13 protein-coding genes are annotated in these 13083 nt (G+C 63.3%); 12 read left to right on the top strand and 1 reads right to left on the bottom strand.

From position 1 onward, the window contains the following. Nucleotides 1-181: 181 nt before the first annotated feature. From HZY77_RS11925 to HZY77_RS11915, 3 genes are all read left to right on the top strand, one after another. Complete coding sequence (locus HZY77_RS11925; protein WP_296815018.1) at nucleotides 182-496, top strand: EF-hand domain-containing protein; 315 nt, start codon at nucleotides 182-184, stop codon at nucleotides 494-496. A 66-nt stretch (nucleotides 497-562) separates the two neighbouring features. Next, nucleotides 563-1042, top strand: a complete 480-nt coding sequence (locus tag HZY77_RS11920) for a BON domain-containing protein (protein ID WP_296815016.1) — start codon at nucleotides 563-565, stop codon at nucleotides 1040-1042. Between the two features lie 65 nt (nucleotides 1043-1107). Further along, nucleotides 1108-1470 (top strand): hypothetical protein, encoded by a 363-nt coding sequence (locus HZY77_RS11915; protein ID WP_296815013.1) that lies wholly within the window; start codon nucleotides 1108-1110, stop codon nucleotides 1468-1470. Nucleotides 1471-1550: 80 nt separating this feature from the next. Here HZY77_RS11915 and HZY77_RS11910 read toward each other — a convergent pair whose 3' ends face one another. Next, on the bottom strand, nucleotides 1551-2705 hold the full coding sequence (locus tag HZY77_RS11910) for an outer membrane protein transport protein (RefSeq protein WP_296815010.1): 1155 nt from the start codon (nucleotides 2703-2705) through the stop codon (nucleotides 1551-1553). A 318-nt stretch (nucleotides 2706-3023) separates the two neighbouring features. On the opposite strand from HZY77_RS11910, the gene HZY77_RS11905 reads away from it, so the two are divergent. The 9 genes from HZY77_RS11905 to HZY77_RS11865 all read left to right on the top strand — a co-directional run bounded on the left by HZY77_RS11905 (nucleotide 3024) and on the right by HZY77_RS11865 (nucleotide 13067). Further along, nucleotides 3024-3434: a hypothetical protein gene (locus HZY77_RS11905; protein ID WP_296815008.1), complete on the top strand. Its 411-nt coding sequence runs from the start codon at nucleotides 3024-3026 to the stop codon at nucleotides 3432-3434. 75 nt (nucleotides 3435-3509) lie between these two features. Continuing rightward, on the top strand, nucleotides 3510-4085 hold the full coding sequence (locus tag HZY77_RS11900) for a glycine zipper 2TM domain-containing protein (protein ID WP_296815005.1): 576 nt from the start codon (nucleotides 3510-3512) through the stop codon (nucleotides 4083-4085). A 69-nt stretch (nucleotides 4086-4154) separates the two neighbouring features. Beyond that, nucleotides 4155-5231, top strand: a complete 1077-nt coding sequence (hemE, locus tag HZY77_RS11895) for a uroporphyrinogen decarboxylase (RefSeq protein WP_296815002.1) — start codon at nucleotides 4155-4157, stop codon at nucleotides 5229-5231. Nucleotides 5232-5347: 116 nt separating this feature from the next. Continuing rightward, nucleotides 5348-6190 (top strand): Tim44-like domain-containing protein, encoded by an 843-nt coding sequence (locus tag HZY77_RS11890; protein ID WP_296814999.1) that lies wholly within the window; start codon nucleotides 5348-5350, stop codon nucleotides 6188-6190. 339 nt (nucleotides 6191-6529) lie between these two features. Then, complete coding sequence (locus HZY77_RS11885; RefSeq protein WP_296814996.1) at nucleotides 6530-8689, top strand: primosomal protein N'; 2160 nt, start codon at nucleotides 6530-6532, stop codon at nucleotides 8687-8689. A gap of 108 nt (nucleotides 8690-8797) precedes the next feature. After that, the gene (locus HZY77_RS11880) at nucleotides 8798-10087 is read left to right on the top strand and encodes an HD domain-containing phosphohydrolase (RefSeq protein ID WP_296814993.1); all 1290 of its coding nucleotides are present in this window, start codon (nucleotides 8798-8800) and stop codon (nucleotides 10085-10087) included. A gap of 115 nt (nucleotides 10088-10202) precedes the next feature. Next, complete coding sequence (gene argS, locus HZY77_RS11875; RefSeq protein WP_296814990.1) at nucleotides 10203-11876, top strand: arginine--tRNA ligase; 1674 nt, start codon at nucleotides 10203-10205, stop codon at nucleotides 11874-11876. 112 nt (nucleotides 11877-11988) lie between these two features. Further along, a complete protein-coding gene (locus tag HZY77_RS11870) occupies nucleotides 11989-12417 on the top strand; it encodes an SPOR domain-containing protein (protein ID WP_296814987.1) in 429 nt (142 codons plus the stop codon). Then, nucleotides 12417-13067, top strand: coding sequence for a thiol:disulfide interchange protein DsbA/DsbL (locus HZY77_RS11865; RefSeq protein ID WP_296814985.1), 651 nt, complete (start codon nucleotides 12417-12419; stop codon nucleotides 13065-13067). The genes HZY77_RS11870 and HZY77_RS11865 overlap by 1 nt, the downstream gene beginning before the upstream one ends. The last annotated feature ends 16 nt before the right edge of the window (nucleotides 13068-13083 follow it).

Genomic DNA, 13083 nt, shown 5'->3' with positions numbered 1-13083 from the left:
ATGCCCCTGTGTCGCCGGCCGGCGACATATCTACCCGGTCGAGGCCCCAGGATCCTGGAAAAATTACCGCTGCCCCATCTCAAGGCCTTGATTCAACAGCGGAAAAAATAACTGGCACGGTCGTCGCTGTAATCCGCCTGAGTGCATGTGCATTCAACTCAACCCATTACAGGAGATAGCCATGAAATACATCCACCATCGCTTGACGACCTTGACGCTGGCCAGCGTGCTGGGCGCTGCCGCTTCCACCTCCGCCCTGGCCGCGTCGACGGCAGCCGACTTCAAAACCTATGACAGCAACGGCGACGGCAAGATCAGCCAGCAGGAATACCAAGCCCAGGGCGGCAGCGAAGGGACGTTCCGCATGATCGACGTTAACGGCGACGGCAGCTTGAGCCACGACGAATTCGTCAAGAAAGGCAGCGCGTCCACGCCTCCCTCAGCGCCCGCCAATCCCGCGACCCCAGGTATGCCGAGCCCCAACGATCGCCTTTGAACATCTGAACGGCCGGTTGGCGCATTGCGCCTCGGGCCGAATCACCCTATGTCAATGGAGACGAACATGAAAAACCTTAATCGAACGCTCTTGAAGCTGACGCTTGCCACCATGTTCAGCGCGGGTGTTGCTGGGCAGGCCATGGCCGCGACAGCCAGCTTCAAAACCTACGACAGCAACGGCGACGGCAAGATCAGCCTGACGGAATTCCAGGAACACGGCGGTCAGGCGCAGGCCTTCCGCGATGGCGACACCAACCATGACAACAGCCTGAGCCAGGATGAGCTCGTCAAGGCCGACGCCAGCGGCGATCGCATCAAGGCCGGCAAATATATCGATGACGCGTGGATTACCACCAAGGTCAAGACGATGTTGCTGAAGGACGAAGGCATGAAGGGACTCGGCGTGGACGTGGAGACCCACAAAGGCATGGTGCTGTTGGCCGGCTGGGTCAACAACGCCACCCAGGTCGCCGAGGCCGAAAAAATCGCGCGTAGTGTCAAAGGCGTCACCGGGGTCAAGAACACCCTGCAGATCAAGAATTGATCGCTGTAAGGATCAGGCCGGCGGCGGCAGGTGCCGCTGTCTCGGCCGCAACCTGGAGAATTCACATGCATCAGACTATGCAACACCTCAACGATGAGCATATGCGGCTGTACGAATGGAGCGGCGCCGGGGCAGGAACCAGACTGCAGGCTGCCGCCCCGGAAAAATCGAAGCGGACGCATGCCTGGCATGCTTCATACGGCGTACTGGCGTTGCTGACGTCCCTGCTGGCGTTGAACGGCTGTGACAGCAAGGGCCCGGTGGAACAGGCCGGCGAACAGGTCGATCAGGCCGTCAGGNACATGCAGGCGGAGGATGCGCGTTCGCAGCAGATGAACACGCCATCCGCCAGCCCTGAGGCGGCGGCGCCCGCCCAGGAAGCCCCTTCGGACGGCACGCCGCCTGGCTCCGACATGCCGAAACAATAGCGTCATGCCGGTTCGACGTGGAACCCCGCCAAAAAGCCGGTGGCACGCGCGTGCCACCGGCTGTGTGGATCGAACGACGATCAGAACGCGTAGCTGTACATCAGTTGCCAGTTCAACTGGCTATGGTCGATGACCATGCCGCCGTTGCCGGCGGGCGGATTGGGTCCCGTACCGGTCACCGAGGTCTTGGGCGAATAGCTCAACGCGAAATTCACCGTGGACTGCTTACTGAAGGCATAACCGAAGCCCGCCGTGTAGTGATTCTCGACGATCGCCGGCCACAGGTAGTTGACGAACTGGTCCGGAATCGGATTCTTGCCGTGGTTGTAGCCGATGCGACCCGTCAGGGCGTCGTTGAGTTTGTAGGCGAGACCCAGCGACAGCACGATCTGGTCGTTCCAGTCCTGCTGGAACGGCGCATAGACGGCGCCGTTTTTGTAGATGGTCACGGTATTCATGCTGTCGCCCCACAGCACGTCCTTGACATCGGCCGCGACCATGAGCTTGTCGTTCGCCTGCCAGGCCAGACCCAGGCCCAGGGTGGCCGGCATGTCGAAGCCCTTCACCTTGTAGATGCCGTCCTTGAGGTCAGGCAGGTTGCCGGCGGACTGATAGACGCCGCCGACGGTGAGCGCATCGGCCAGCTTGTAGGTGAAGCCGAGCTTGGCCGCCAGGCTGTAGCCCTTGGCGGCGCCGGTGAAGTCGCTGCCATCCTTGAAGTTGATGCCGTATCCGGTGACCACCATGTCCATCCCGGCCCAGACGAGGTCGACGCTGCCGCCGATATTGAAGCGCTCATTGACCGCGTAGGCCAGCGGGAAAATCACCCGCCCGACGCTCACCTGCGCCATGTCGCCGCTGGCGTATTCGGTACCCATGCCGCCCTGGCCGTAGATGCCGGCGCCGTAGGTCAGCTTGCCCTGTTTNTTCGCGTAGCCGAATGCCGGCATGTAGAAGGCATCCGCTTTGGATTTGCCGATCCCCATGGACGTCTTGACGTCCGGACCCACGAAACCCAGCATCACATCGATCCGGCTGCCTTCCGCCATCAGGCCCAGCGTGGCCGGATTGTTCGCCATGGCGGCCGTGCCGTTGTCATAGGCCATGGCCGCACCGCCCATGCCGGCGGCAATGGGGCCATAGCCCTCCATGAGCATGCCATTGGTTGCCATGGCCAGGCCGGGCACAGCAAGGCCCGCCGCGGCAAGCGTGGCCGCGAGTTTATTCAGTTGCATCGGGGTTCTCCTAGAGGGACGCGTTATAGATTTTTAGAAAAGTCGAAAATTCTAACCTATTTATGTATGCAGCCGAATGGGCGGCCGGGGTCTTGCAAATCAGATGCATCGGGATGGGCAACACGACGCGGGAAATTTCGGCCCGTCGATCATGAATCGGCACCCGCCGGGAAAACATTAGCCCGCAGGACGTTACATTGCGTTACATGTGGTTACCTGCTCCAAACAAGCCGCTTACACGGCGCGCCTAGAGTGCAATTGTCCGCCGACATTAAAGATATCGCCGGGGGCATTGATCAACCGAACAGGAGCCACATCATGAAAACCACACTGATTGCAACCCGCCTCGGCATGCTGATGCTGNGGGGTCTGAGTCTCATGGCGACCGCCGCGCAAGCCGACTGGGATCGTTACGGCCACNCCCAGGTCAGGCACGCCTACCAACAAAGCCAGGCATACAGTCAGCAGATCAATGCGCGTCAGGCACGGCAGAGGGATCGTATCGAAGCCGGCAAACATAACGGCAGCCTGACTCGCCACGAAGTCCGCGACTTGATGCGCGAGCAGCACGAAATCCAGGCCATGGAGCATCATTTCCGCGCCGACGGCATCATCGACGCCCGTGAGTTCCGGCGTCTCGACCATGCACTAGACCAGGCCGGCCGCAACATCCGGGCAGAACGGCATGACCGCCAGGTACGCTACGCCTACAATACCTGGCCCCGTTGAACCCGGCCACCGCCGGCTGCGTGGATCACTTCTATTCCAATCACTTCCATTCCAAAGACAACCCAGGAGCAAATCATGAACGTGCCTGTCACACTGGCCTTGGCGGCGCTCGCGGGCACCAGCCCGGCGTGGGCCGACCCGCCCGAGCATGCCCCGGCGTACGGTTACTACAAANAGCACCACGATGATGACCGCGGCCGTCGGCAGCACCGCCATGCCGGACATTACCGGGGCCAAAGCGGGTCGNTCTATGTGCACGACTACGGCATCCCGGCCGGCCGCTGCAATCGCGACGAAATCGGCGCGGTCATCGGTGGCGTGTCCGGCGCGGTCATCGGCGGCCAGGTCGCGGGACGCGACGATCGCGTCGTCGGCATGGTGGTCGGGGGCGTACTCGGCGCGGTATTGGGCCACGCCATCGGCGACAGCATGGATGCCCGCGATCGCGCCTGCATGGGACATGCCCTGGAGCTCGGCCGTCCGGGCGTTCCGGTTGCGTGGCGCCATGACGGTCACGCCTATCGCTTCACGCCGCGCGGCGATGCGCGCGACGGCTGCCGTTACGCCACCCTGGTGGTCGATGGACAACGGCCACACGACGTGCTGGCCTGCCCGGCCGGGCGCGGCGAATGGTCTTTCCGCCGCACCTGATCAGCCCCCGCTTCCGGGTCGGCGACGCCAAGCCTGCTAAAATGCCGACTTTGCGTCCTGGCCCGCTTCATGTCTGCCCTCAAGAACGATACTTTCCTGCGCGCGCTGCTGCGCCAGCCTACTGATTACACGCCGCTGTGGCTGATGCGCCAGGCCGGGCGCTATCTGCCGGAATACAACGCCACCCGCGCACGCGCAGGAGATTTTCTGACCCTGTGCAAGACCNCCGATCTGGCGACCGAAGTGACGCTGCAACCGCTGGCGCGCTACCCGCTCGACGCTGCGATCCTGTTTTCCGACATTCTCACCGTGCCCGACGCGATGGGATTGGGGCTGTATTTCTCGACCGGCGAAGGCCCGCGCTTCGAGCGCCCGCTACGCGACGAATGGGAAATCCGCGACCTTTCCGCACCCGATCCGACCGACAAGCTGGGCTACGTGATGGATGCGGTACGTTCGATCCGCCGTGCGCTCGACGGCTCGGTGCCGCTGATCGGTTTCTCCGGCAGCCCGTACACGCTGGCCTGCTACATGATCGAAGGCGGCGGCTCGGACGACTACCGCCACATCAAGACCATGCTGTACAGCCGCCCCGACCTGCTGCATCGCATCCTCGAAGTGAACACCCAGGCGGTGACCGACTACCTCAATGCGCAGATCGAAGCGGGCGCCCAGGCGGTGATGATTTTCGATTCCTGGGGCGGCAGCCTGACGCCCCACGCGTACAAGGAATTCTCGCTCGCCTACATGGAGCGCATCGTCGACGGCCTGATCAAGGAGCGCGATGGCCGACGCGTGCCGAGCATCGTCTTCACCAAGNGGGGCGGTAACTGGCTGGAAGCCATCGCCGCCTGCGGCGCCGACGCGGTCGGCCTCGACTGGAGCATCGACATCGGCGAAGCGCGCCGCCGCGTGGGCAGCCAGGTGGCGCTGCAAGGCAATCTCGATCCCAGCGCCCTGCACGGCACGCCGGATATCATCCGTAGCGAAGTCGCACGCATCATCGACGGCTACGGCAACCATCCAGGCCATGTGTTCAACCTCGGCCACGGCATTTCGCAATTCACCAACCCGGACAACGTCAGCATCCTGGTCGAGGCCGTGCACAGCCGTAGCCGGGCCATGCGTGCCGCCGGTGAAAACTGATTTTCCAAATGTAAAGCATCGAAAATTCCGAATTATTTACATATAAAAATCGACTTTTCAGCACGGTTGGGTTTACGTCACCATACCCGCTCTCGTCGACATTCCGGAGCCTCATCGTGAAACCTTTCCTGATCAGCCTGTTCGCAGTGTTTCTCACCTTCGCGTTCGCCACCCACGACGCCGAGGCCAGGCGCCTCGGCGGCGGCAAGTCTTTCGGCATGCAGCGCAGCGCGCCCGCCAAACAGGAGGCCGCCCCTGCGCCGCAACGCCAGCAGACGACCAGCACGCCGGCCCCGGCCACCCCGCAGAAACGCAGTTGGATGGGGCCGATCGCAGGACTGGCCGCTGGCCTCGGGCTTGCCGCCCTGGCTTCACACTTCGGTTTCGGCGAAGGAATGGCCAATTTCCTGATGCTGGCACTGCTGGCCATGGCTGCGTTCATGTTGTTCCGCTTCCTGATGCGCCGCTCTGCGCCCACAACGCCGGCCATGCAATATGCCGGCATGCCGGCTTCCGCAATGAACCCTGCATCCTCCGGGTTTGAGCAGGTGACAGCCGGGNGATTTGGTAGTCCCATCCCCACCTTTCCGCCCGGATTTGACGCCGAGGCGTTCGTGCGCGAGGCCAAGCTCAACTTCATCCGCCTCCAGGCAGCCTTCGACGCCGGCAACCTGGACGACCTGCGCGCCTTTACCTCGCCCGAAGTATTCGCCGAAATCCGCATGCAACTGGCCGAGCGCGGCACGGCTGCGCAAACCACGGACGTGATGGCGCTCGACGCCGAGGTGCTCGAAGCCGCCGACGAGGATGGTCGCCATGTGGTCAGCGTCCGTTTCACCGGGATGGTTCGCGAAACGGCCGACGACCTCGGCGCCACCCCACTCGATGAGATCTGGCACCTCAGCAAACCCGCCCAAGGCCAGGGCGGTTGGGTGATTGCCGGGATTCAGCAAGCATAAACTCAGACAAAACAAGGCCTTGCGCACGAAAAACGTGCACAAGGCCCGTAATTGCGGCAATAGAAGCATCAACTTATGCACAGTTTTGACGCACGGGAACTTTTTGTGTCAAGACCTTGACAGTCACACCTTGTTTATAAGTAACTGAATAATATGGATTTGTCGGCCTGCCTGCTTTTTAGTCTTTAAGGCTGACCCGCCTGAATACGGGCATTGGGGGCAATCAACACAAATCACCCACACAATTATCCACAGCCTGCGTGGACAACGCCAAATTACCCTTGGCTAACAATCAGTTAGTGAAACTTTCCCGATACCTGACCAAGATTCGCCACTAACATGCCGTTCATTCTCCAGGTCGCGCTCGATACTCCGCTGCACCGGCTGTTCGACTATCGCCTGCCGGCACAGCTTGGTCCGGTGCAGTCGGGCAGCCTGGTCGAAGTCCCGTTCGGCCGAATGCTACAAATCGGCGTCGCCCTGGAACGGCAGAGCGATAGCGCCATCGTGGCGGACAAGCTGCGCGACGTCATCCGTGTGCTGGACGATCGCCCCGCGCTGTCGCCCGACATCCTCCGCCTGGCACAGTTTTGTGCCGACTATTACCACTATCCGCTGGGCGCGATCCTGCTCGCCACGCTACCGCCGCGCCTGCGCAATGCTGCGCCATTTGCCGCGGACACGCCCTGGCTGGTCGTGACCGAGGCAGGGCGGACGACCGAACCCNCGNCTCGTGCCCGCGCACAACGCGCACTGCTCGATGCCTTGCGCGCGGCGCCACTGGGGCGCGCGACATTGCGTGAACAGAAACAAGGCCGCCACGCCGCAGCGCTGGTTGCGGCCGGTTGGGCGGAATGGTCACGCTTGCCGCCCNCTGCCGGCCATGCGCCACCGACCCAGGCGGCCCCTGCGGCGACCGTCGAGCAACAGGCTGCGCTCGACCGCCTGCTGCCCGTGCTGGGGCCATTCGGCGTCCACCTCATACACGGCGTCACCGGCAGCGGCAAGACCGAGCTATATCTGCGCCTGATCGATGTGGTGTTGGCAACAGGCCGGCAGGTGCTGGTGCTGATCCCCGAAATCGCCCTCACTCCGCAACTGGAACAACATTTCCGCCGTCGTTTTCCCGGGCGGCGTATCGCCACCCTGCACAGCGGCTTGAGCGAAACCGCGCGCGCGGAAAACTGGCTCGCCGCACCCGACTGCGACGTCCTGCTCGGCACCCGACTGTCCGTGTTCACGCCGCTTCCCCGGCTGGGATTGATCGTCGTCGACGAAGAGCACGACGCCTCGTTCAAGCAGCAGGACGGCCTGCGCTATTCGGCACGCGACGTCGCCATCGCCCGTGGGAAGCAGGCCGATATTCCTGTGATACTCGGCTCGGCCACGCCTTCGCTGGAAAGCTATGCGCAGGCCCTGAATGGCCGCTACCAGCTGATCGAACTGAAACAGCGCGCGATCAGCCAGGCGCAACTGCCGGACATCGAGCTCGTCGACCTGAAGCACATTCCGGTCGACAACGGCCTGACACGGCCCGCGCTACAGGCGCTGACCGACACCCTGGCGCGCGGCGAGCAGAGCCTGGTCTTTCTCAACCGGCGCGGCTATGCCCCGGCGCTGTACTGCCCGAGTTGTGCGTGGGTGTCGCCCTGCCCGCGCTGCTCGGCGCGGCTGGTGCTGCACCGCACCTCGCACCGGCTGAAGTGCCATCACTGCGGATTCGAGACGCGCATCCCGCCCGAGTGCCCGAGTTGCGGCAACCCCGACCTCAAAGCCCTCGGCCAGGGGACGCAGCGACTGGAGGAAACGCTGGCCGCCTTCCTGCCTGCCGCACGCATTCGCCGCATCGACCGCGACACCATGCGGCCGCGCGCCTGGGCCGAGCTCGGCGAAGCGGTGCATGGCGGCGAAGTCGACATCCTGGTTGGCACGCAAATGCTGGCCAAGGGCCACGATTTTCCCAACATGACGCTGGCGCTGATCCTCGACACCGACGGCGCCCTCTACAGCCCGGATTTCCGCGCCACCGAGCGCCTGTTCGCCCAACTGATGCAGGTAGCCGGGCGCGCCGGGCGCGCCGACAAACCCGGCCGCGTACTGATCCAGACCGCTTTCCCCGACCATCCCTTGTTCCGTTATCTGCAGCGCCACGACTACGCCGGCTATGCTCACACGCTGCTGGCCGAGCGCAAGCAACTCGATCTGCCACCGTTCACCCGCCAGGTGCTGCTGCGCGCCGAAGCGACGACGATGGATGCGGCGCTGGCCTTCCTGCAACACGCGGCGGCGCGGGCCCCGGACACGGCCGGCGTCAGCGTATTCGGCGCCACGCCGGCGCCGATGGCGCGCGTGGCCAATCTCGAACGTGCACAGCTTCTGATCCAGTCGGCGCAGCGTCAGGCCCTGCAAGCCTTCGTTCGCGATTGGCGGCCGCGACTCGACAGCATCAAACCGCGTATCGCACGTTGGTCTCTCGACGTCGATCCGCTAGTGTTCTAGCGGTCCTTGTATGTCGAAAGCCCTCAATTAGACCGGTTTCCGTTCGATAACGTATCTTGGGGCGGGGATTTAACACAGCATCGAAGCCCACACGATGGCGGAACACCGATGAGCGAACACTACGACGAGCACTACATCAATAGCGTGACCGCGCTGGGCGATACCCACGAGGTCGTCACGACCCAGGCAATATTCACCCGCAACGGCATCAAGCTGATCGACCGTGGGGCACGCATCAACTCGGCCATGCGTGAAAAGCTGGTGAAGCACAAGCTGATTCCGGCCATCGACGAATGCCTCTCCGTCACCGACGGCGTCACCAACGCCAGCCTGCGCGACCGCGCCCGCGAGATCCTGGATAACGAGCCCCGCTTCCAGTTTTTCCACTCCGCCCTGCCCGGAACCGCGCGATTGCTCAATGCCATCTATGCCATGCCGCTCAACGCGCCGCTCGCGTTCAAACTCACGGTGGCGCGCGAGCGGCGCCCGGAGATTTTCGAGCACAGCGTGCAGATGACGCTGATCGCGCTCATCCTCGCCATCAAAAGCCGTCTGCCCGAACGCGATCTCGCAAACGTCGCCGCCGCGGGCATGCTTCACGATATCGGCGAACTGCATATCGATCCCGCCCTGCTGCGGCCCGGCCATCCGCTCGATCCCGATGCGATGCGCCATGTCTACGCCCATCCGATGACGGCTTATCTCATCCTGCAAACCTATCCCATGTTCCATCCGGAAATCAGCACAGCCGTATTCGAGCACCACGAACGGCTGGATGGCAGCGGCTACCCGCGCGGGCTCAAGGGCGAGGAAATCGGCCGCCTAGGCCAGATTCTGATGCTGGCGGAGGCCGTCAACGCCCTGTTCGAAAAGAGCTGGCACACCCACGGCGCCGCTCGCCTGGCGGTGATGCTGAAAATGAATCGCCGCAAATTCGACCGCGAATTGATCAATCATCTCGTCAGGCTGCTCAACAGCGGCGAGCGGGCGGAACCGGGCGGGCGGGCGGACAACATCTCGTCCGAATCGGTGGCGGCTCAGCTCAACCAATTGGCCGAAGTGTTCCGCTTGTGGCACCACGCACACCACACCTGTCCGCCCGAGGTGGCCGAGGAACCGCTGGTGACATTCGTCAACCAGCGCCTGACCGACCTGGAACGCACCCTGCTGGAGACCGGTTTCCATCCGGACGCGCTGGCCGCCTTCACGACTGGAATCGAGAATGACACGGCCGTGCTGGCCGAAATACAACTCATGACCAGCGAATCACACCGGCAGGTCTGCGACATCCTGAAAGAGGTCCGTCGTCGCTGGGCGGCCCTGCGCGACGACAGCGCCGGCCGCGCCGCCGTGGAGTTCTGGGTCGCGCGCGCGCAGACGCTGCTCCAGGCAGGCTGACTCGCCGGCTCACTCGTCGTCTGGTGTTTGGCCGCCTCGCACGTGGCGCATATAATCGCGTGCTACCCATTTTGAACACTGAAGATGCCTGCCCGACCCCATCTTCAATGTAACCATGTCCAACACCCATCCGCTTAAAGACCAGATCGCCCTGCTGATCGGCGAAGCCCTCGAAACGGTGGCACCCGACATGCCGGTCAGCCTCGAGATCGAACGCCCGAAGAACCCCGCCCACGGCGACTTTTCCAGCAATGCCGCGATGCAGTTGGCGCGGCCGCTGAAGAAGAATCCGCGCGAACTGGCGCAGCGGATCCTCACCGAGCTGCCGAAATCGCCCTTGGTCGCCAAAACCGAGATCGCCGGCGCCGGCTTCATCAACTTCCACCTCGCGCCGGCCGCCTGGCACGGGATCGTGCCGCAGATCCGTTCGGCCGGCATGCAATTCGGCTGCGCAGAAACCGGCAAGGGACACAAGGTCCTGGTCGAGTTCGTGTCGGCCAATCCGACCGGCCCGCTGCACGTCGGCCACGGCCGCCAGGCCGCGCTCGGCGACGCGATCTGCAATCTCTACGCCGCACAGGGCTGGGGCGTCTACCGCGAGTTTTACTACAACGACGCCGGCGTGCAGATCGCGACGCTCGCCAACAGCGTGCAGGCGCGCGCCAGGGGCCTGAAGCCGGGCGACGCCGCGTGGCCCGAAGCCGCCTACAACGGCGACTACATCGCCGACATCGCGGCTGATTTCCTCGCCAGGAAGACCGTGAAGTCGGACGACCGCGAATTCACCGCGTCGGGCGACGTCGACGACCTCGACTCGATCCGCCAGTTCGCCGTCGCCTACCTGCGCCACGAGCAGGACCTCGACCTCAAGGCCTTCGCGGTACGCTTCGACAACTACTACCTGGAATCGAGCCTCTACACCGACGGCCGCGTCGAGGCAACGGTGCAGAAGCTCATCGACGCCGGCAAGACCTACGAGCAGGACGGCGCGCTGTGGCTGCGCACCACCGACTACGGCGACGACAAAGACCGCGTGATGAAGAAGTCCGACGGCACCTACACCTATTTCGTGCCGGATGTCGCCTACCACATCGCCAAGTGGGAGCGCGGCTACGACCGGGCCATCAACATCCAGGGTTCCGACCACCACGGCACCATCGCGCGCGTGCGGGCCGGCCTGCAAGCAGCGGACGTGGGGATCGCCAAGNGGTATCCGGATTACCTACTGCACACCATGGTGCGCGTGGTGCGCGGCGGCGAGGAGGTGAAGATCTCCAAGCGCGCTGGCAGCTATGTCACGTTGCGCGATCTCATCGAGTGGACCAGCAAGGACGCGGTGCGCTTCTTCCTGCTCTCGCGCAAGCCCGACACCGAATACATCTTCGACGTCGACCTCGCACTCGCCAAGAACAACGACAACCCGGTGTACTACGTACAGTATGCGCACGCACGCATCTGCCGGGTGTTCGAGGAATGGGGTGGCATGTCCGACGCGCTCGACGGCGCCGACCTCGCGCCGCTGACCGCTCAGCATGAACTGGCCCTTNTGCAGCGTCTGGCCGAATATCCGGAAACGATCGCCACCGCCGCACGCGAACTGGCGCCGCACCTGCTGGTGCATTACCTGCAGATGCTGGCGGGCGATTTCCATTCCTGGTACAACGCCGAAAAATTCCTGGTCGACGATGCATCGACGAAACTTGCCCGACTGACTCTGGCTGATGCCACGCGCATTGCAATCGTCAACGGCCTGGCCTTGCTCGGCGTATCCGCCCCGGAGAAAATGTAGTCATGGCAAAACCCGCTTCCCGCAAGTCCGGCCGCTCAGGTGGCAACTCCATTTTCACCGGCGTACTGATCGGCCTCATCATCGGCGCAATCCTCGCCGTGGGCGTAGCGCTGTGGGCGACCGGCGTCAACCCGTTCAAACTCGGCAAACACGCAAACGCGCCCACCAAGCCCGTTGCGCCCGCATCCCCGCACCGGACACCGCACCCAGCTTCGATTTCTACAAGGTTCTGCCCGACAACACGTCGAGCGCATTGCCCGCCACCCCGGCCCCTGCCGACACCGCGCCCCGGCTTTATCTGCAAGCAGGCGCGTTCCAGCGGGCCGATGAAGCCGACAACCTGAAAGCCCAACTGGCCTTGCTGGGTGTCGAGGCGGTCATACAGACCAGCGAGGTCGCCAACAAGGGCGTGCTGCACCGCGTACGCATCGGCCCGTTCCACACCGCTGACGAAGCAAACCGTACCCGCAGCCTGCTCGCGCAGAACAATATCCCGGTCACGCTGGTCAAAGAAGTTCCCACTCAACAGGAGACGCCTTGATGTTTGCCCGCACTTTGGCTNTTNTTGCCGCCGCCGTATTGTCCTTGTCCGCCATTGCTGCGCCCGAAGAGGCATTCGAAGGTCGCGACTACACGCGCGTCAGCGTGCCGCAGCCGGTTGCGACCGGGAAGAAGATCGAGGTGCTGGAGTTCTTCTGGTATCGCTGTCCGCATTGCAACGCGCTTGAACCCGGTCTCAATGCGTGGCTGAAGAAACTGCCCAAGGACGCCCAGGTTCGCCGCGTCCCGGCCGTGTTCCGCGACGACTGGATGCCCGGCGCCAAGATCTATTACACCCTGCAGCAGATGGATCTGTTGAGCCGCCTGCACGACAAGGTATTCGACGCCTACCACGTGGACAACCTCAACCTCAACGACCCGGCCGTGCTGGGCAGCTGGATCGCGAAGCAGGGCGTGGACCGCAAGAAATTCGAGAGCATCTACAACTCCTTCTCCATCCAGTCCAAGGCCATGCAAGGCGCACGGCTTGCCACCACCTACGGCGTCATGGGCGTGCCGGCCTTCATCATCGACGGCAAATACACCACTTCGGAGTCGATGACCGGCAGCGAACCCCGCCTGTTCGAGGTTCTCGACCAGCTGATCGCCAAGGCACGCGATGAGCGCGGCGGCAAGAAACCCGCGAAGTAAGCCTGTTGCCGCCCAC

This window comes from Thiobacillus sp. (assembly GCF_013693775.1).
Lineage (GTDB): Bacteria > Pseudomonadota > Gammaproteobacteria > Burkholderiales > Thiobacillaceae > Thiobacillus.
Note: the sequence above shows the minus strand (reverse complement) of the source record. Positions and strands in the feature narration are given on the sequence as shown.

Coding starts and splice junctions, on each gene's coding strand:
- HZY77_RS11925 (WP_296815018.1), top strand. CDS start 182: ATGAAATACATCCACCATCGCTTGACGACCTTGACGCTGGCCAGCGTG.
- HZY77_RS11920 (WP_296815016.1), top strand. CDS start 563: ATGAAAAACCTTAATCGAACGCTCTTGAAGCTGACGCTTGCCACCATG.
- HZY77_RS11880 (WP_296814993.1), top strand. CDS start 8,798: ATGAGCGAACACTACGACGAGCACTACATCAATAGCGTGACCGCGCTG.